Genomic DNA, 17,371 nt, shown 5'->3' with positions numbered 1-17,371 from the left:
CCGCCGTTCACAGAGATTGCAGGCTCTGGATGCTTAGGCTACCCACGATTCAGAGGGGAATGCGCAAAGGGAGACTGTGCATGCAAAACGCGCTTGAGACGTCATATGACGTGGTGATCGTGGGCGGGGCCATCTACGGCTCGGCCTTGGCTTGGTGGCTGACCAACACGCCGGGGTTTGACGGCGAAGTGTTGGTGGTCGAGCGTGACCCCACCTATGAATTCGCCTCGACCAGCCACACGAATTCCTGCATCCGGCAGCAGTTCACCGCGCCGGTGAACATCCAGATTTCGCAGTTCGGGGCCGAATTCATCAAGAATTTCCGCCACTTCATGCATGACGACCCCGAAGTGCCGGAACTGGCGCTGCAAAGCTTTGGCTACCTCTACCTTGCCGACACGCCCGAGTTTGCCCAGACCCTGCGCGAAGCGCAGAGCATTCAGGCCTCCATGGGCGCGCATACACAGCATATGACCAAGGATGAGATCGCCGCGCGCTATCCGTTTTACATGCTCGACGATGTGATCGCAGGCAACCACAACACTGTGAATGAGGGCTATTTCGACGGCGGCACCATGTTTGATTGGTTCAAGCGTATGGCCAAGCGCCGGGGCGTGACCTTTATCCATGACGAGGTGACGGGCATGACCCTGAACCCCGCAGGCAGCGCGGTGGATGCGGTGAAGCTGAAATCCGGCGCAACGGTCTCTTGTGGCACGGTGGTCAACGCCTCTGGCCCCCGCGCGGCAGCGACGGCGCAGATGGCGGGCATCGCCCTGCCGGTCGTACCGCGCAAACGCTACACCTTCATCTTTGACGCCGCCGAGCCGCTAGAGATGGACCTGCCGCTGACCATCGACCCCAGCGGTGTGCATATGCGGCAAGAGGGTAAGTATTATATGGCGGGTTGCCCGCCCGAAGATGACTATGACGCGGCCTATGATGATTTCACCTTTGACCATTCGATCTGGGAGGAGAAGGTCTGGCCCATCATCGCCACGCGCGTCCCGGCTTTTGAACGGGTCAAGGTTATCAATGAATGGGTCGGGCATTACGCCTTTAACACTGTGGATCAGAACGCAATTGTCGGGCGGCACGACAAGGTCGAGAACTTCGTATTCATGAACGGCTTTTCCGGCCATGGGTTGCAGCAAGCCCCCGCCATCGGGCGCGGCACGGCTGAGTTGATCACCCATGGCGCCTATCGCACGCTGGACCTCACCCCATTGGACTACGGGCGCATCACGCGGTCGGAGAAATTTATCGAAAAGGCCGTGATATGAAACTGCGCGAAAACACATTCCTCACGGCCATCCGCGCCGGGAAAAAGCAGTTGGGCCTCTGGGTCTCCCTCTCGGATAGCTATGCCGCCGAGGTGGTGGCCCATGCCGGCTATGACTGGGTGATGCTGGATATGGAGCATGCGCCGAGCGATATGAAGTCCGTGCTTGGGCAGCTTCAGGCGTTCTCGGGCAGTGACACCACGGCGATGGTGCGGCCCGATTGGAACGACGCGGTCAAGGTCAAACGTCTGATGGACCTCGGCGCGCCGGGGCTGCTGTTTCCGATGGTACAGACCCCCGACGAGGCCCGCGCTGCTGTCGCCGCCTGCCGCTATCCGCCGCGCGGTATCCGGGGCGTGGCCGGGCTGAACCGCGCCAACCAGTTTGGCCGGGTCGAGGATTACAACACCGAGGTTGAAAACCAGACCGCGATCCTGATCCAGCTTGAAACCCGCGCCGCCGTCGAAAATGCCGCCGCCTTTGCCGAGGTTGAGGGGATCGACGGCATCTTCTTTGGCCCCGCCGACATCGCCGCTGATATGGGCCACCTCGGTCAGACCCTGCATCCCGAGGTTTGGGATCTGATACGCCCCGCCGCCAAACTGCTAATGGACAAGGGCATTCCCGTGGGCACGCTGGTCACCGACCCCGATTTCGCTGCCCAATTGCTGAACGAAGGCTTCACCTTTGTCGCCTGCGGCACCGACGTGGGCCTTTTGGCCAAAGGGGCCGATGCTCTGCGCGCCCAAGTACGCGACAAGATTTCTGAGACGTGAAAGGAAAATATTATGAAATTTAAGAAACTGGTCCTGACAGGTGCCGCCGGACGGCTTGGCTCCTACCTGCGTGAGCCGCTGGCCGCGATGTGCGAAGAATTGGTCAGCTCTGACATCGCCGAGGACATCGGCAAGCTCTATGACGGCGAGCGCTATCAGAAGGCCGATCTGGCGGAATACGATCAGGTTGCAGCCCTGATGGAAGGGGCCGATATGGTGGTGCATTTCGGTGCCATTGTGGACGAGAAGCCTTTCATGGAACTGCTCGGCCCGAACTTTGTCGGTTCCTACAACGTGTGGGAGTCCGCCTATCAAGCAGGCGCACGCCGCGTCGTCTATGCCTCCTCGATCCATGCCGTGGGGATGCATAAGAAATCCGATTTCATCGGCATCGACGCCCCCCATAAGCCCGACACGTTCTACGGCCTCGCCAAATGCTTCACCGAAGACCTCGGCTCCATGTATTGGGACAAACGCCAGCTTGAATCCGTGCACCTACGCATCCTCAGCGCCGCGCAGGTCAACAACTCCCGCGCGCTTGGCTCGTGGCTCAGCTATGACGATCTGATCCAGCTTGTGACCCGCGCCGTTGACACGCCCTCGGTCGGTTTCTCGGTGATCTACGGCGTGTCGAACAACGACCGCGCCCCGGTGGACAATGCCAAGGCCGCCTTCCTCGGTTACCGGCCCAAGGACAACGCCGAGCAATTCGCCGCAAAAGTGCTGGCCGAAGAAGGCCCCGTCGACATCACCGACCCCGGCCAAATGTGCCACGGCGGCCCCTTCGCCAAGGTCGATCTGGGCGAAAGCGGCATTGCACAGATGACCATCGTCGACGACAAAAAAGAGACCTGATCAAGCGCGCAGGAGAGACCGTCATGAAGCTACAAGACCTCGACATCATTGTGACGGCCCCGCCCGCTCCCGGCTGGGGCGGGCGCTATTGGATATTGGTCAAGGTGACCACCGACACCGGCGTGACCGGCTGGGGCGAATGCTATGCCGCCAGCGTCGGGCCCGATGCGATGCGCGCGGTGATCGAGGATGTCTTTGCCCGTCATATGCAGGGCGAGAACCCCGAGAACATTGAGCTGATGTTCCGCCGCGCCTATTCCGCGGGCTTCACCCAGCGGCCAGACCTGACCGTCATGGGTGCCTTTTCGGGGCTAGAGATCGCCTGTTGGGACATTCTAGGCAAAGACCGAAACCGCCCAGTGCATGCGTTGATCGGCGGGCGCACCAATGACCGGGTGCGCGGCTATACCTACCTCTACCCGCTGCCGCATCATAGCATGGCGGATTTCTGGACCTCGCCCGAGATGGCGGCGGAATCGGCGGCGGACTGCGTGGCGCGCGGCTATACGGCGGTAAAATTCGACCCCGCCGGCCCCTATACGCTGCGCGGCGGGCATATGCCTGCGATGTCGGATATCAGCACCTCCGTCGCCTTTTGCAAAGCCATCCGCGAGGCCGTGGGCGACCGTGCCGATCTGCTCTTTGGCACCCATGGGCAGTTCACCACCGCAGGCGCGATCCGGCTGGGGCAAGCGTTAGAGCCCTACAGCCCGCTCTGGTACGAAGAGCCGATCCCCCCAGACGCGCCCGAGCAGATGGCTAAGGTCGCGCGCGGCGTGCGCATTCCGGTGGCCACGGGCGAGCGCCTGACGACAAAGGCCGAGTTCGCGCCCCTGTTGCGCGCCGGTGCGGCAGAGATTTTGCAACCGGCGCTTGGCCGCGTGGGCGGTATCGCCGAAGCCAAGAAGATCGCCGCCATGGCCGAGGTCTATAACGCGCAGGTGGCACCGCATCTCTATGCAGGGCCGGTAGAATGGGCAGCGAATGTGCAGCTTGCCACCGCGATCCCGAATATCCTGATGTGCGAATGTATTGAGACGCCGTTTCATGACCAGCTGATCAAAGGATCGATCCGGGTGGAAGATGGCTTCATCACTGCCCCCGACGCGCCCGGTCTGGGGATCGAAGTCGATGAGGAACTCGCCCGCGCGCATCCCTATACTGGCGACGGGCTGCATCTGGAAATGCGCGAAGAGCCTTGCGATTATGTGAATGGGAATAATTTTCAGGGCGGTGCGCCAGCGGATAGCCACTAGGCGCGCAGGGCCCTGGGCCACGGAAAACCGAGGGCCGTCGCCTGCCTGCGGGTCGGCGATCCTGAGGGTGATCCATACCACTTTATGGTGCAACCTTGGAGCTTGCCTTCTAACCGGGCTCCCAGCCTCACCAAATCGCCTACCCGGTCGCACCGAAGGTGCGCCCAGTATAATATGGCACGCCTCCGGCTTGACGGGCGGGCAGGCGATGGCCCGGCGCCTACGGCTTGGTTCCGGGCCGGGTAGCTCCTACGCCCTACCCCAACAACTCCCGCGCCGCTGCAACGATCCCCTCGCGCGAAGGTAGGGTCGCCGCGTAGGCTGGCCCCGTGGCGATAAAACTGTCCTCCGCCGTAAGCCGCGTGAACCGCTTCACACCACGCTCCGCCATCAGCGCCATCAGCGCCTCGGCCTGCCCGCCCGTCCGCCGACATTCATCGACGATCAGCACCGGACGATCCCCGATGACCTCGATCAACGCACCCTCAGGCAAAGGCGCCAGCCAACGCAGGTCGATCACCCGCGCCGCGACACCCTGCTCGGCCAGATCATGCGCCGCCTGCTGGCTCAGATAATGCCCATTGCCATAGCTCACGATCGCCAAATCGGCACCGTCGCCCGAGATACCAACCTCGCCCAGAGCGATCCGCTGGTCCGGCGCCGGGTAGTGCCGCATCCAGCCGCCGTCCCCGGCCTCCAGCAGGTCCCGCATCGGGTAGAGCGCGATGGGCTCGACAAAGACCACCACCCGCTGCTCTTCGCGTGCCAAGCGGTGCGCCTCGCGCAGCATCATCGCCGCATCATCCCCCGCAGAGGGGCAAGCAATGACGATCCCCGGAATGTCGCGCAGCACGGCCAGCGAGTTGTCATTATGGAAATGCCCGCCAAAGCCTTTCTGATAGCCCAGCCCAGCGATGCGCAGCACCATTGGATTGCTCCATTGCCCGTCCGAGAAGAACGGCAAGGTCGCCGCCTCGCCGCGCAACTGGTCTTCGGCGTTGTGCAGATAGGCGAGGAACTGGATCTCAGGCATCGGCACGAAACCGTTATGCGCCATACCGATGGCCAGCCCCAGAATGCTCTGCTCATCAAGCAGCGTGTCAATCACACGCCCCGGCCCAAAGCGGCCCTGCAACTTCTGTGTAACGCCATAAACCCCGCCCTTGCGGCCCACGTCCTCGCCCATCAGCATGGTCTCGGGATGCGAGAGCATCAGATCATGCAGCGCCCAGTTGATCAGCCGCGACATCGGCTGCGGGTTGTCCATCTGCGCCATGTCACTGCCGAAGGCTTCGGCCCGCATTTCCGCGCTCGGCCCATTGCTCGGCGCGCAGTCGCGTTTGGGCGGCACAAGGCTCGCCATGACATCGGATGCCGTCTTGAGACGCGGACGTTTGACCACCTCCTCCGCCGCTTTCGCCACGGCATCTTGGGTCTCACGGTAAATCGCCAGCGCCTCATCGGCGTTCATTCCGGCCTCCACTAACAGGCGCGCAGAATGCAGCAGCGGATCATTCGCCTCATCGGCCTCAACCTCTGCACGCGGCAGATAGGAAGTCGCCACATCTGCACCAGCATGACCGTAAAGCCGCACGGTCCGCAGGTGCAGGAAGGCAGGCTTGCGATGCACCCGCACGTAATCCGCCGCCTCTTTCGCCGCAGCGAAAGCCGCATGCAGATCGAGCCCGTCGCCCTCGAAATACTTCAAGCCCGGTCGGGCAGACATGGAGGCTTTGATCCAGCCCGTCGGGGTCTTGGTTGAGATACCGATGCCATTGTCCTCACAGACGAAAAGCAGCGGCAGCGGCACGCCCTGAACGGCAGTCCAGCAGGCGGCATTGATCGCGCCCTGCGCGGTGGAGTGGTTGGCCGAGGCGTCGCCGAAACTGCACATGGCGATTGCATCGCGCGGCAGGATCGCATGCTCGGGCCGGTTGCGCCGTGCCATGCCGATGGAATGCGCCGCGCCCACCGCCTTGGGCAGGTGGCTGGCAATGGTCGATGTTTGCGGCGGGATCATCAGCGGGCGCGAGCCCAGCACCTTGTGCCGCCCGCCGCTGATTGGATCGTCGGCGGAACAGGCGAAACTCAGGAGCATGTCGCGCAGCATGTCCTGCCCCTCGGCTTGATCCGCGCGGGCGATCTGGAAAGCCGCATCACGGTAGTGCAGGAAGGCGATGTCATCGACCCGCAGCGCCGCCGCCACCGCCGCCATGCCTTCGTGCCCGGACGAGCCGATGGTGTAAAACCCCTGCCCCTCTTTCTGCATCACGCGGCTTTGCAGGTCGAGCGCACGGCTCAGCACCTGTGCGCGGTAGAGCTGCTCTAACGCAGCACGATCAAGCGCCATTTTGTCGGAGGTGGAAACGGGAAAATCCCCCGCCGCAACGCGACGGAGGAAGTTCTCATGAACGATGGCAACGCGGTCCATGGGGCCTCTCGGTATTTAGAAATTTTGTTTTCGGCGAGGCGAGATGGGGGAGGTGATCCCCCCCAAACCGTTTCTTAAAAGAACGCCTGCAGGCCGGTCTGAGCGCGGCCCAAGATCAGGGCGTGCACGTCATGGGTGCCCTCATAGGTGTTCACCGTCTCAAGGTTCATCATGTGACGGATCACTTGGAATTCACCCGAGATACCGTTGCCGCCGTGCATGTCACGCGACATGCGCGCCACGTCGAGCGCCTTGCCACAGTTGTTGCGCTTGACGATCGAAACCATCTCGGGCGCGGCATTGGCGGCATCCATCAAACGACCCACCTGCAGCGAGCCCTGCAGGCCGAGCGAGATCTCGGTCATCATGTCGGCTAGCTTTTTCTGGAACAGCTGGGTTTGGGCCAGTGGCTTGTCAAACTGTTTGCGGTCCAACCCGTACTGCAGCGCGGCGTGCCAGCAGAATTCCGCAGCACCCATCGCACCCCAAGAGATGCCATAGCGCGCGCGGTTCAGACAGCCGAACGGCCCCTTCAGACCCTGCACGTTGGGCAGCAGCGCGTCTTCGCCCACTTCGACGCCGTCCATCACGATCTCGCCGGTGATCGAGGCGCGCAAGGACAGCTTGTTGCCCACTTTCGGCGCGCTCAGGCCCTTCATGCCCTTCTCCAGCACGAAGCCGCGGATCTTGCCGTCATGCGCCTCGGATTTGGCCCAGACCACGAAGACATCGGCGATGGGGGAGTTCGAGATCCACATCTTGGAGCCGGTCAGCTTATAGCCATTCTCGGTCTTCACGGCGCGGGTTTTCATGCCCGCAGGGTCGGAACCTGCATCGGGCTCGGTCAGACCAAAGCAGCCGATCCATTCGCCCGAGCAGAGCTTCGGCAGATACTTCTGGCGCTGCTCTTCGGAGCCATAGGCATAGATCGGGTACATCACGAGGCTCGCCTGCACCGACATCATCGACCGGTAGCCGCTGTCGACCCGCTCAACTTCGCGCGCGACGAGGCCGTAGGAGACATAGCTGCCGCCCAGCCCGCCATATTCCTCGGGGATGGTGACGCCCAGAAGGCCCATCTCGCCCATCTCGCGGAAGATTTCGGGGTCGGTCTTTTCCTCGGCGAAGGCTTCGATGACGCGCGGTTGCAGCTTTTCCTGCGCATAGGCACGGGCGCTGTCGCGGATCATGCGTTCGTCTTCGCTCAACTGGCTGTCGAGGCGGAAGGGATCCTGCCAATCGAAGGTGCCAAGATCGGGTTTGTCCTTGGCGCGCAGCTTGGGGGCGTCTGCAGTCATGATGCATCCTTTCGGGTGATGTGATTTGCGGCAGTATTGCAAATTGACGGCGCAAACTCTATCGCTGCTTTGTCCTGAGTTCATGAGAAAAAGTCATATGATCGCGCCCCGCCGATTCCTGCCCTCGATCTCGGCCCTGCTGTCCTTCGAGGCTGTGGTGCGGCTGGGCACCGCCACGGCGGCGGCGCAGGAACTGAACCTGACGCAGAGCGCGGTAAGCCGCCAGATTAAGACGCTGGAGGAACAGCTGGGCGTGTCGCTGATGATCCGTCAGGGCCGCCGGCTGAGCCCGACGCAGGCGGGGTTGGATTATGTAACGCAGGTGCGCGACATCCTTAACCGGCTGGCGCAGGCCTCGGTCTCGGCCCGGACGAACCCCACGGGCGGCACGCTGGATTTGGCGATCTTGCCCGCCTTCGGCATGCATTGGCTGGCCCCCCGGTTGCGCGATTTCGCAAGGGATCATCCTGAGGTGACAGTCAACCTCTCCACCCGGTTGCGGCCCTTCGCCTTTGCAGGCAGCCGATTCGACGCCGCCATTCATTTTGGTCATGAAGACTGGCCCGGCGTGCGCTATCTGCCGCTTTTGCCGGAAACGGTGGTGGCGGTCTGTGCGCCTGATTTGCTGGCCGAACCGTTGGAGGATGCGCGCGATGTGCGGCATCTGCCGCTGTTGCATCTGGAAACCCGCCCGCGCGGGTGGGCGCGGTGGTTGTCCTCGCTGGGGGTGACCGATGAGCCGCCCGGCGGGATGATGTTCGACCAATTCTCGACCATGGCGCAGGCGGCGATCCACGGGCTGGGGGTGGCACTGCTGCCGACCTTTTTCGCCCGCCCCTACCTGCGCGACGGGCAATTGGTGCTGGCCGCGTCGCAAACCACGCAGAGCATCGGCAATTACTATCTCGTCTGGCCCGAAGACCGGGATGAGACCGCGGCGCTCGCGTCTTTCCGCGGCTGGCTCGCCCAGCAGGCATTGCCCGCGACAGAGAAATAATCAGCCCGAACCGGCCAAAGATATGCCGCATTTACCTTGTATGAAACCGGCTAACCCGCCCGCATCGGGCGATCCAAAGGAGCAGATGATGCTAAGTTCATATCGCAAAAGCGCCGGTGCTCTGGCCCTCGCCCTGAGCGTTTGCGCAGCCAGCGCCATGGCCGAGAACCGCAATGTGCTGATTGTTGACGGTGCCTATTTCCCAGCGCTTTCGCATGTGCAGCCGGGCGATCAGGTGGTCTTTACCAACAATGCCACGGGCAGCCACACGATCACCGGTGAAGGCGATGCCTGGACCAGTGACGCGATCCCCGTGAACGGGAGCTACACGCTCGACATCACGGCAGAGACCCCGACGACCTTCAGCGGCCAGACCTTGGAAGAGCCTGCCTTTGAAGGGGCGATCAGTTTCGACTAACCGGCCCCGCGGTTGCACGGCCCATTCAGACTTACCAAAGCCCCGCCCTCAACCGCGGGGCTTTGGTGTTTCATCGCTTGGCCTTACTGGGCAAAGACACGTTCCATATCGGCAAAGCCTTTGACCTCGATCGGGTTGCCCGAAGGGTCGCGGAAGAACATGGTCGCCTGTTCGCCCGGCTCCCCTTCGAAACGCAGCGACGGTTCGATCACGAAATCAACCTTCGCGCCTTTCAGCCGCTCGGCCAGCGCCTTCCAATCGTCCATCTGCAAGACCACCCCCAGATGCGGCATCGGCACCATATGTTCGCCCACCTTGCCGGTGGCTTCTGTGGCGAAAGGCTCCCCCAGATGCATCGAAATTTGGTGACCAAAGAAGGAATAATCGACCCATGTCTCGGTCGAGCGGCCCTCGGTGCAGCCCAGCACATCGCCGTAGAAGGCGCGGGTCTCATCAAGGTCGCGGACGTTATAGGCAAGGTGGAAGGGGGTGAGCATGGGTGATCTCCTATCTATCTGCTGCCCTGTGTAGCCTGCCCGGTGGAAGGTGCAAGGGTGCTACGTTCCTCTCGGATCACCAAATCAAAAGGGCGCGCCTCTTGCAGGACGCGCCCTTTCCGATCAGGTCGTACCCTGTCGTTACTTCATGGTGATACGACCGTCGGTATAGGGCTTATAGGTGCCATCCTTGGCCAGATACTCGGCCGTGACATCCGCCAGATCGGGGCCATAGTCATAGGCATTGGCCGCATCTTTGAACATCGCGTAGCCATCGCCGCCGTTGCGTACGTAGTTGTTCGAGACGGCGCCATAGGTCTTTTCAAGGTCAATCGGCTCACCTGCCACCATCACATCGCTGATCCGGCTGCCGGCTTCGGCCTTGGGGTCAAAGGCAAAGGACATGCCCGCCACCTGCGGAAAACGGCCAGCCTGCTCTTCATGCTGGCTCACGCCGTTCTCGAGCGCCTCGATCAGTTGCGCCCCTGTGACCTGGAAGGTCGACAGCGTGTTTTGGAACGGCAGCACGGTGAGGACTTCGCCCATGGTCACCTCACCCGCGTCGATGGAGGCACGCAGCCCGCCCGAGTTGGCAATCGCCACGTCGATGCCCTGATCCTTCACCCGGTCGAGCATCGCATCAGCCACAAGGTTGCCCATTGAGCATTCCTGCGCGCGGCAGTTGCCACGTTCACCATCAATCGCCTCGGCGGTTTCAGCGACGACGCGATTGCGAATTTCCTCAAGCGGTTTGGCAGCTTCGGCGATACGGTCAACGGTGGGCTGATCCTCGGTCACGGCTGCGTCCATGATCAGCGGCTCGCCCTCGGCCTTGGTGATATTACCCTCATCATCGAAGGTCACATTCAGCTCACCCAGAAATTTGCCGTAGGCATAGGCCTGCACGATCGCGGTCTCACCCACCATCGTCGGATAGGGGCCCTCCGCGCGCTCATCCGTGTTGCTGAGCAGTGTGTTGGTATGGCCGCCCACGATCACATCGACGCCCGTTGTTTCTGCCGCAACCTTTTGGTCGACACCATAGCCTGAGTGGCTGAGCACGATGATCTTGTTCACGCCTTTGGCGATTAGAAGATCGACCTCCCCCTGCACCGCTGCGACCGGATCAGAAAAGGTGATCTTGTCGCCGGGGCTGGCGAGCTCATGAGTATCTTCCGGGGTCAGACCGATCAGGCCGATTTTCTCTCCCCCCTTCTCGATCACGGTGGATTTGGCAAGCTTATCGGCGAGAAGCGGTTCGCCCGAGACATCTGCGTTGGACATCAGTACCGGGAATTCCACCGCATCCATAAAGCCGCGCAGCACTTCGGGACCATCGTCGAATTCATGGTTGCCCACGGTCATCGCGTCATAGCCCATCTGGTTCATCATCTCAGCGGCGAGTGTACCCTTGTACTGGGTGTAAAACAGCGTGCCCTGAAACTGGTCACCGCCATCCACAAGGATGCTGTTGCCTGCCCGCTCGCGCGCCTCGGCGATCGCGGTCATCAGACGGGCAGAGCCGCCGAAACATTCGCCAGCGGTATTGTCTTCGGCACCGCAGGGACCGTCATATTTGCTGATCGGTTCAAACCGAGCATGGAAATCATTGGTGTGCAAAATGGTGAGATTATACTCAGCCGCCGCCATGCCACTGGTCAAAGCCAGCGCTGCGGTCGCGGTCAGGAATCGTTTCATGATAGTTCCCCTATTGGTTGTTATGCCTGTATCGTGGCGCGGGGTTTGGTCCGTGTCAAAGGTCATATCACCTGCCCTATGGTCACCCGCGGGTCTTGACCCCGCCCCGCCCGGCGGGCATCAGAAGTTATGCTGATTTTCAAGATATTCCGCGCCGACGAATGGGCGGCGCTGCGCAAGAACGGGGTCTCGGACGGGGCGCCGATTGATGTGACCGACGGCTATGTGCATTTCTCCACCGCCGAACAGGCCGAGGAAACCGCCGCCAAGCATTTTAAGGGCGAAGAGGGTCTGTTCCTGCTCGCTCTTGAGGCCGATGGCTTGGGCGATGCGCTGAAATGGGAGCCGTCGCGGGGCGGTGCGCTTTTCCCGCATCTCTATCGCCAGCTGAAACTCGAAGACGTGGTCTGGGCGCAGCCCCTGCCCTTGGTGGATGGCGCTCATGAATTCCCCGCCGGTCTGGGCGCAGCAAGCGCATGATGCCGGTGATCGAGAAAATGGGCCTTAACGCGCTGCACCGCATTGACCCCGAAGCGGCGCATGGGCTGGCGATCCGGGCTTTGCGAGCGGGTTTGGCCCCGGCCCCCGGGCCGCAGACTTCTGCACGCTTACACACAACGGTTGCTGGGCTGGACCTGCCGAATCCCGTCGGGCTGGCCGCGGGTTTTGACAAGAACGCGACCGCGGTCGCCCCGCTTTCCCGCGCCGGTTTCGGCTTTATCGAAGTGGGCGCCGCCACGCCCCTGCCCCAGCCCGGCAACCCGCGTCCGCGTCTGTTTCGCCTGACCGAAGACCGCGCCGCGATCAACCGTTTCGGTTTTAACAACGAGGGGATGGAGGCGATCTGCGCCCGGCTTTCGCGCCGCGGCGCCGGTGTGCCGGTGGGGCTGAACCTTGGCGCGAACAAGACCAGCCCAGACCGCGCTGCCGACTTTGCCCGGGTGATGACCGCCGCACGCAATCACGTCGATTTCGCGACGGTCAATGTTTCCTCCCCCAACACCGAGAAGCTGCGCGACCTTCAGGGCAAGGCGGCGCTTTCCGCCCTGCTCGAAGGGGTGATGGACGTGCGCGGCGCCACGCCCGTTTTCCTGAAAATCGCCCCCGATCTCAGCGAAGCCGAGATTGAGGACGTGGCCGAGGTTGCCCAAAATTCAGGCGTCGCTGCCATCATTGCGACCAATACCACGCTCGACCGGACGGGTCTTGCCAGCGCCCATGCGGCTGAGGCGGGCGGCCTTTCCGGTGCGCCGCTGTTTGAACGGTCGACACGCGTCTTGGCGCGGCTGGCGAGGCTGACGGATATTCCGTTGATCGGCGTCGGCGGGGTGTCGGATGCGCAGACCGCCTATGCCAAGATCTGCGCCGGTGCCTCGGCGCTGCAACTCTACACGGCACTGGTCTTTGGCGGGCTTGGGCTGGTGCGTGAGATCACCACGGGGCTCGATGCGCTTTTGGCGCGCGATGGTTTCGCCACCGTGGCCGAGGCCGTGGGCAGCAAACGCGAGGATTGGCTTTGATCACCCTGTGGCACAATCCGCGCTGTTCGAAATCGCGGCAGGCGCTGGCCTTGATCGAAGAGGCGGGCGTGGACGTGAGCCTCCGGCGTTACCTCGAAGACGCCCCGACGCGAGTTGAGATCATCGCCGCCCGCGACGCCCTCGGCCTGCCCGCGATCGAGATGATGCGGACGGGCGAGAACCTGTTCAAAGAGTTGGGTCTGACCAAGGAAAGCCCCGAAGAGACGCTGATCGACGCCATGGCCGCCCATCCGATCCTGATCGAACGCCCCATCGCCTTTCGCCAAAGCGGCGCCGTGATCGGGCGCCCGCCGGAAGCGGTGCAAAGGCTGCTCTAGCCCGCCGCGCGCTCCAGCGCTGGATAGCGCAGCGCCAAGGTGATCCCCCGCACCACGAAGGACACCAATAGCGATATCCACAGCCCGTGGTTGCCCAAGCCCGGCACCAAAATCAGCGCCGTAACGACATAGACCAGAAATGACACCAGCATCATATTGCGCATGTCACGCGACCGCGTGGCACCGATGAAGATGCCGTCAAACATATAGGCCGCGCAGCCCAGAATCGGGGCCGCGACCATATAGGGCAGATAGACCCGGGCGAGGTCTTGCACCTGCGGCGCCTTGGCCATCAGATCGATGATCACACCGCCCGAAACGGCAAAGACCAGCGCCAGCGCCAAGCTGACCAGCAGCGCCCAAGCGGAGGTCAGCACCGCTCCGCGCCGCAGGACATCACGCTGCCCCGCGCCGTAGGCCCGGCCAATGATCGCCTCGGCGGCAAAGGCAAAACCGTCCAGCCCGTAGGAGGTGATCATCAGGAATTGCAGCAGCACCTGATTGGCCGCCAGCGTCACATCGCCCAAGCCCGACCCCATGAAGAGGAAAGACACGAAGATCGCCTGCAACAGCAGTGAGCGGATCAGGATATCCGTATTCACCCGCATCATGCGCGTCCAGCGCGGCCCGTCAAAGACCTGTGCCCAGTCGCGCCAGGCTACCCCGGCAAAGGCCGCCCGGCAGAACCACAGCCCCAAGGCCGCCCCGCTCCACTCCGCGAGGAAGGTGGCGATGGCCACGCCCTCGACACCCCAGCCGAGGCCCAGCACGAACCAGAGATCCAGCAGAATATTCAGCCCGTTCATCCAGACCTGCAACACCAGCACGGCACGGCTGCGCTCCTGCGCGATGAGCCAGCCGGTGATCGCATAGATCGAGATGGCAGCAGGCGCGGACCAGATGCGGATCGCCATATATTGCCGCGCCAGCCCTTCGACCTCCGGTGATCCGGGGGCGAGTTGAAACGACGCCCAAAAGAGAGGCAGTTGCAGCGCCATCAGCGCCAGTCCGGCGCCCGCGCCGATCAGCAGCCCGCGTGTCAGCAGCGCCGCGACCTCGCCCTCTTCGCCATTGCCCGCTGCCTGCGCGGTCAGGCCCACGGTGCCCATCCGCAGAAAGCCGAAAATCCAGTAAAGCGCCGATAGGATGATCGCCCCCAGCCCCACCGCGCCGATGGGTGCCGCGGCCCCCATCTGCCCGACCACGCCGGTATCGACCGCGCCAAGGATCGGCACGGTGGCATTGGAAATGACAATGGGAACGGCGATTTTGAGCACGCGGCGATGGGTCACCACATCGCGCGCCACCAGCGTGCCACGCTTGACCGCGCGCACCTCGGCCTCGCTGAGCGGCTCGGCTTCTGCTTTGGGGTCAGCCACGCCGCTGCGGCATCAGGAAATGGCCCGTGGCCTGAGCGAAAATGCGGCTGCGGTTGTCCTGCCACGCCTCGACATGAACAGAGGCATAGCGCCGCCCCGACCGGTTGATCCGCGCCCGTGCATAGGCATCGCGCGGCAGGCCCGACCGCAGGTAATCCACGGTGAAATCGATCGTTTTCGGCAGCCGGGGCAAATGGTCGGCATCCAGATTGTCCAGATCAAGCGCGCCGCTTTCCATGTCCTCCCAAATCAGCCCCCAGCTTAGGGTGATGATCGCGGTCACCTCCAAGAACGCCGCTGTCGCCCCGCCGTGCAGCGCAGGCAGGATCGGGTTGCCGATCAACTGTTCGGAAAAGGGCATGATCCCTGTCAGCTCATCCCCACGCCGCTCAAACTCGATGCCCAGAAAGCGGATATAGGGCACGCCCTCGACCATGGCGCGCAGCACCCCGTCGCGGCGTTGCTTGATCACCTGAACCGGCTCTGGCTTGCGATGTGTGGTCATTTGTGCCCCTCCACGGTGAAGGTTCCTGTGGCTGTGGCCACGAAATTCTCGGCGTCCTCATCCGTCGCCGTGGCGCGCACAAAGGCGACCGAGCGGGTGACGTGATAGCAGGTCGCGCGGGTAGTGATCGTCTGGCCCGGCGTGGCGGCGCGCAGGTATTCGATCCGCAGATCCATGGTGGCGGTGGCCGAGGGATTGCTGGGGTGGCTCATCACCGCCGCGCCACAGCAAGTATCCATCAGGGCCGAGACCGCCCCGCCGCTGATCACTCCGGTTTTGGGGTCGCCCACCAGTTTGTCATCATAGGGCATGGTGATCACGGCAGAGCCATCGCCTAACTCCTGCAACTCCATCCCGAGCGCCATGGAATGGGGCAGCGCCTGAATGAACTGTCGCGCCATTTTCAACTTATCCGACATGCAGCCCACCCCTTTGCGTCTGGTTTTGACCTTTATCATGGGGGGATGGCGAAAGGGCAAGACCACCTGTTGCGCATCCCCGCGCGTGACCATAGTTTGCCTGAAGGGAGTAGATGCTTTGGACGATGAACGCCTGACATTCAAAGAGATGTGCGCGGCATTTGACGTGACGCCACGGACGTTGCGCTATTACGAGTATATCGAATTGCTGCAACCGCACCGCGAGGGGCGCTCGCGTTTCTATGGCCCGCGTGAACGGGCGCGGATGAAGCTGATCCTGCGCGGCCGCAAGTTCGGCTTTGCGCTGGAAGACATCCGGCAGTGGCTGTTGATCTATGAAAAAGAGGGGACCGAGGCGCAGATGCGCGCTTGGGTCACCATGGCGGACGGGCAGCTGGAAGAACTGGCCGAGCAGCGCCGCCAGTTGGACGAAGCCATGGCGGAGCTGCAAAAGCTGCGCGACGACACCGCCGCGGCAATCGCTTCGAACAAGGGCTGACCCGCAGCCTCAGCGGCCGCCGGGCTGTGACAGCTGCGCGATTAGCATCTGCAAATCCGCGGTGAGGCGGATGAGGTCGGAAACCACATCTGGGCTCGCATTGCCCGCCAGATCGAATGCGCTGTTCTCGATGGTTTCGGAAGCGGCTTTCAAATCCGCGATCACACGTAGGCGCGTCTGCGCATCGGAACCGTTGTCAGCCCCGTTACTTGTCTGTTCTTGTTTTTGTGACATGCTTCGAACCTCTTAGGGTGAAGCACCCGGACCTATAGCCGGTCCGACGCGGGGTCATGTCACGCAGTCACGCGACAATGACGCGGGGCCAGCCTACCGCCTAGGGCGGCCCTTCTTTTGGACGGCGCAGCAGCCCCGCGCCCAGACCCCGGATGGCGGCGGTGGTACGGTCGTTCACGTCGAGTTTGGAGAATATCCGCCGCACGATCGTATCGACCGTATGAGGCGAAATCCCCAGTATTTCGGCAATGACGCTGTTGCTCTTGCCGGTGGCAATCCACTCCAACACCTCAACTTCGCGCGGAGAAAGGCCGAAATCCCGCCCTGATTGGCTTTCAGCCAAGGCGCAATAGCGCAGATGCGCGATTTGGGCCGCGCCGAGAAGTTTGTACAAGGCCCCCGGCGACAGACGCGCCTGTTTGGCGGCAAACCCCAGCCCCACAACGGCGGAATCCCCACCCGGGCCATGCACTTTGAGGGAGATGCCGTCATTCGGGTAGCGCCGCATCAACCCCTTCATATAGACGCTTTCCGCAGGAGTCAGCCGCGCCGCGCCCGCCACATCCGACCAATAGAGCGGCATCACCTGTTGTCGGGCCAGCGCTTCGACAGGGCTTTCGCGGAGCGTCTCTACATCCAGAAATTGCGAATGCCACTGCGGCCCCTCCGCGCCCTTGCCGTTGAACTTATAGAGGATCGCAGGCGCGCCGGGGCTATCCCCGTGGTAGCTGACTAGATCAATCCCAAGCCCTTGATAGTAGCCTAGACCACAGGCCAAAATACCCGCAGCGGAGGTGGCGTTCTGCGCGCAGTGAACCAGTTCATCCAGCGTTTTCGGCTCGTTTTGATCGAGGTTTGCCATCTCCTACTCACTTTGATGCCCAAGCCCATCAGGGGCGAGGGGCGCCCCACTTGGCCCAACCTATAGGAAATCCCCCCGCGCACAAAGTGACGCAACGTATCGCTTA

Annotated in this window: 19 protein-coding genes; 10 read left to right on the top strand and 9 right to left on the bottom strand. The window is 62.5% G+C overall.

What is annotated here, in order from left to right; translation table 11 throughout:
• Positions 1-80 precede the first annotated feature (80 nt).
• The 4 genes from J3456_RS01310 to J3456_RS01295 are packed head-to-tail and all read left to right on the top strand — an operon-like array spanning position 81 to position 4,170.
• The gene (locus J3456_RS01310; RefSeq protein ID WP_349578574.1) at positions 81-1,283 is read left to right on the top strand and encodes an NAD(P)/FAD-dependent oxidoreductase; all 1,203 of its coding nucleotides are present in this window, start codon (positions 81-83) and stop codon (positions 1,281-1,283) included.
• Positions 1,280-2,059 carry an HpcH/HpaI aldolase family protein gene (locus J3456_RS01305; RefSeq protein WP_349578573.1) on the top strand — a complete coding sequence of 260 codons (780 nt, stop codon included), beginning with the start codon at positions 1,280-1,282 and terminating at the stop codon, positions 2,057-2,059. Before J3456_RS01310 ends, J3456_RS01305 begins: the two co-directional genes overlap by 4 nt.
• 12 nt (positions 2,060-2,071) lie before the next feature.
• The gene (locus J3456_RS01300) at positions 2,072-2,914 is read left to right on the top strand and encodes an NAD-dependent epimerase/dehydratase family protein (protein ID WP_349578572.1); all 843 of its coding nucleotides are present in this window, start codon (positions 2,072-2,074) and stop codon (positions 2,912-2,914) included.
• A 23-nt stretch (positions 2,915-2,937) separates the two neighbouring features.
• Entirely contained in the window at positions 2,938-4,170 is a 1,233-nt protein-coding gene (locus J3456_RS01295; RefSeq protein ID WP_349578571.1) for a mandelate racemase/muconate lactonizing enzyme family protein, read from the top strand.
• A gap of 256 nt (positions 4,171-4,426) precedes the next feature.
• Here the strand turns inward: J3456_RS01295 and J3456_RS01290 are convergent, their stop codons facing one another.
• Positions 4,427-6,601, bottom strand: a complete 2,175-nt coding sequence (locus J3456_RS01290) for a thiamine pyrophosphate-dependent enzyme (protein WP_349578570.1) — start codon at positions 6,599-6,601, stop codon at positions 4,427-4,429.
• A gap of 74 nt (positions 6,602-6,675) precedes the next feature.
• On the bottom strand, positions 6,676-7,899 hold the full coding sequence (locus J3456_RS01285) for an acyl-CoA dehydrogenase (RefSeq protein WP_349578569.1): 1,224 nt from the start codon (positions 7,897-7,899) through the stop codon (positions 6,676-6,678).
• Positions 7,900-7,996: 97 nt separating this feature from the next.
• On the opposite strand from J3456_RS01285, the gene J3456_RS01280 reads away from it, so the two are divergent.
• Together J3456_RS01280 and J3456_RS01275 are read left to right on the top strand one after the other, a co-directional pair.
• On the top strand, positions 7,997-8,896 hold the full coding sequence (locus J3456_RS01280; protein ID WP_349578567.1) for a LysR substrate-binding domain-containing protein: 900 nt from the start codon (positions 7,997-7,999) through the stop codon (positions 8,894-8,896).
• 88 nt (positions 8,897-8,984) lie between these two features.
• Complete coding sequence (locus J3456_RS01275; protein WP_067630150.1) at positions 8,985-9,314, top strand: cupredoxin domain-containing protein; 330 nt, start codon at positions 8,985-8,987, stop codon at positions 9,312-9,314.
• An 83-nt stretch (positions 9,315-9,397) separates the two neighbouring features.
• Here J3456_RS01275 and J3456_RS01270 read toward each other — a convergent pair whose 3' ends face one another.
• Complete coding sequence (locus tag J3456_RS01270) at positions 9,398-9,811, bottom strand: VOC family protein (RefSeq protein WP_120351671.1); 414 nt, start codon at positions 9,809-9,811, stop codon at positions 9,398-9,400.
• Between the two features lie 141 nt (positions 9,812-9,952).
• Entirely contained in the window at positions 9,953-11,509 is a 1,557-nt protein-coding gene (locus tag J3456_RS01265; protein WP_349578566.1) for a bifunctional metallophosphatase/5'-nucleotidase, read from the bottom strand.
• Positions 11,510-11,638: 129 nt separating this feature from the next.
• Between J3456_RS01265 and J3456_RS01260 the strand changes: the two genes are divergently transcribed.
• Genes J3456_RS01260 through arsC form a run of 3 tightly spaced genes read left to right on the top strand, consistent with a single transcriptional unit; the run spans position 11,639 to position 13,367 of the window.
• Complete coding sequence (locus J3456_RS01260) at positions 11,639-11,989, top strand: DUF952 domain-containing protein (protein ID WP_349578565.1); 351 nt, start codon at positions 11,639-11,641, stop codon at positions 11,987-11,989.
• Positions 11,989-13,029, top strand: coding sequence for a quinone-dependent dihydroorotate dehydrogenase (locus J3456_RS01255; RefSeq protein ID WP_349579123.1), 1,041 nt, complete (start codon positions 11,989-11,991; stop codon positions 13,027-13,029). The genes J3456_RS01260 and J3456_RS01255 overlap by 1 nt, the downstream gene beginning before the upstream one ends.
• Complete coding sequence (arsC, locus tag J3456_RS01250; RefSeq protein WP_349578564.1) at positions 13,026-13,367, top strand: arsenate reductase (glutaredoxin); 342 nt, start codon at positions 13,026-13,028, stop codon at positions 13,365-13,367. The genes J3456_RS01255 and arsC overlap by 4 nt, the downstream gene beginning before the upstream one ends.
• On the opposite strand, the gene J3456_RS01245 is transcribed toward arsC, so the two are convergent.
• From J3456_RS01245 to J3456_RS01235, 3 genes are read right to left on the bottom strand one after another with little or no spacing between them, the layout of a single operon-like run.
• Complete coding sequence (locus J3456_RS01245) at positions 13,364-14,701, bottom strand: MATE family efflux transporter (protein ID WP_349579122.1); 1,338 nt, start codon at positions 14,699-14,701, stop codon at positions 13,364-13,366. The genes arsC and J3456_RS01245 overlap by 4 nt on opposite strands.
• Before the next feature lie 37 nt (positions 14,702-14,738).
• Positions 14,739-15,251, bottom strand: coding sequence for a PaaI family thioesterase (locus tag J3456_RS01240; protein WP_349578563.1), 513 nt, complete (start codon positions 15,249-15,251; stop codon positions 14,739-14,741).
• Entirely contained in the window at positions 15,248-15,670 is a 423-nt protein-coding gene (locus J3456_RS01235) for a PaaI family thioesterase (protein WP_067938691.1), read from the bottom strand. The genes J3456_RS01240 and J3456_RS01235 overlap by 4 nt, the downstream gene beginning before the upstream one ends.
• A 118-nt stretch (positions 15,671-15,788) precedes the next feature.
• Between J3456_RS01235 and J3456_RS01230 the strand changes: the two genes are divergently transcribed.
• A complete protein-coding gene (locus tag J3456_RS01230) occupies positions 15,789-16,169 on the top strand; it encodes a MerR family transcriptional regulator (protein ID WP_349578562.1) in 381 nt (126 codons plus the stop codon).
• A 9-nt stretch (positions 16,170-16,178) separates the two neighbouring features.
• Here the strand turns inward: J3456_RS01230 and J3456_RS01225 are convergent, their stop codons facing one another.
• Together J3456_RS01225 and J3456_RS01220 are read right to left on the bottom strand one after the other, a co-directional pair.
• Positions 16,179-16,403 carry a hypothetical protein gene (locus J3456_RS01225; protein ID WP_349578561.1) on the bottom strand — a complete coding sequence of 75 codons (225 nt, stop codon included), beginning with the start codon at positions 16,401-16,403 and terminating at the stop codon, positions 16,179-16,181.
• Between the two features lie 100 nt (positions 16,404-16,503).
• Positions 16,504-17,265: a helix-turn-helix transcriptional regulator gene (locus tag J3456_RS01220; protein WP_349578560.1), complete on the bottom strand. Its 762-nt coding sequence runs from the start codon at positions 17,263-17,265 to the stop codon at positions 16,504-16,506.
• Positions 17,266-17,371: the final 106 nt, after the last annotated feature.

Source organism: Sulfitobacter sp. NFXS29, assembly GCF_040148765.1.
In the GTDB taxonomy this organism is placed as follows: domain Bacteria; phylum Pseudomonadota; class Alphaproteobacteria; order Rhodobacterales; family Rhodobacteraceae; genus Sulfitobacter.
Note: the sequence above shows the minus strand (reverse complement) of the source record. Positions and strands in the feature narration are given on the sequence as shown.

Bases quoted from the DNA above. Each gene is read 5' to 3' on its own strand.
- J3456_RS01270 (WP_120351671.1), bottom strand. From the start codon at position 9,811: ATGCTCACCCCCTTCCACCTTGCCTATAACGTCCGCGACCTTGATGAG.
- J3456_RS01240 (WP_349578563.1), bottom strand. From the start codon at position 15,251: ATGACCACACATCGCAAGCCAGAGCCGGTTCAGGTGATCAAGCAACGC.
- J3456_RS01275 (WP_067630150.1), top strand. From the start codon at position 8,985: ATGCTAAGTTCATATCGCAAAAGCGCCGGTGCTCTGGCCCTCGCCCTG.
- J3456_RS01285 (WP_349578569.1), bottom strand. From the start codon at position 7,899: ATGACTGCAGACGCCCCCAAGCTGCGCGCCAAGGACAAACCCGATCTT.
- J3456_RS01305 (WP_349578573.1), top strand. From the start codon at position 1,280: ATGAAACTGCGCGAAAACACATTCCTCACGGCCATCCGCGCCGGGAAA.
- J3456_RS01265 (WP_349578566.1), bottom strand. From the start codon at position 11,509: ATGAAACGATTCCTGACCGCGACCGCAGCGCTGGCTTTGACCAGTGGC.
- J3456_RS01280 (WP_349578567.1), top strand. From the start codon at position 7,997: ATGATCGCGCCCCGCCGATTCCTGCCCTCGATCTCGGCCCTGCTGTCC.
- J3456_RS01220 (WP_349578560.1), bottom strand. From the start codon at position 17,265: ATGGCAAACCTCGATCAAAACGAGCCGAAAACGCTGGATGAACTGGTT.
- J3456_RS01225 (WP_349578561.1), bottom strand. From the start codon at position 16,403: ATGTCACAAAAACAAGAACAGACAAGTAACGGGGCTGACAACGGTTCC.
- J3456_RS01235 (WP_067938691.1), bottom strand. From the start codon at position 15,670: ATGTCGGATAAGTTGAAAATGGCGCGACAGTTCATTCAGGCGCTGCCC.
- J3456_RS01310 (WP_349578574.1), top strand. From the start codon at position 81: ATGCAAAACGCGCTTGAGACGTCATATGACGTGGTGATCGTGGGCGGG.
- J3456_RS01260 (WP_349578565.1), top strand. From the start codon at position 11,639: ATGCTGATTTTCAAGATATTCCGCGCCGACGAATGGGCGGCGCTGCGC.
- J3456_RS01255 (WP_349579123.1), top strand. From the start codon at position 11,989: ATGCCGGTGATCGAGAAAATGGGCCTTAACGCGCTGCACCGCATTGAC.
- J3456_RS01295 (WP_349578571.1), top strand. From the start codon at position 2,938: ATGAAGCTACAAGACCTCGACATCATTGTGACGGCCCCGCCCGCTCCC.
- J3456_RS01300 (WP_349578572.1), top strand. From the start codon at position 2,072: ATGAAATTTAAGAAACTGGTCCTGACAGGTGCCGCCGGACGGCTTGGC.
- J3456_RS01290 (WP_349578570.1), bottom strand. From the start codon at position 6,601: ATGGACCGCGTTGCCATCGTTCATGAGAACTTCCTCCGTCGCGTTGCG.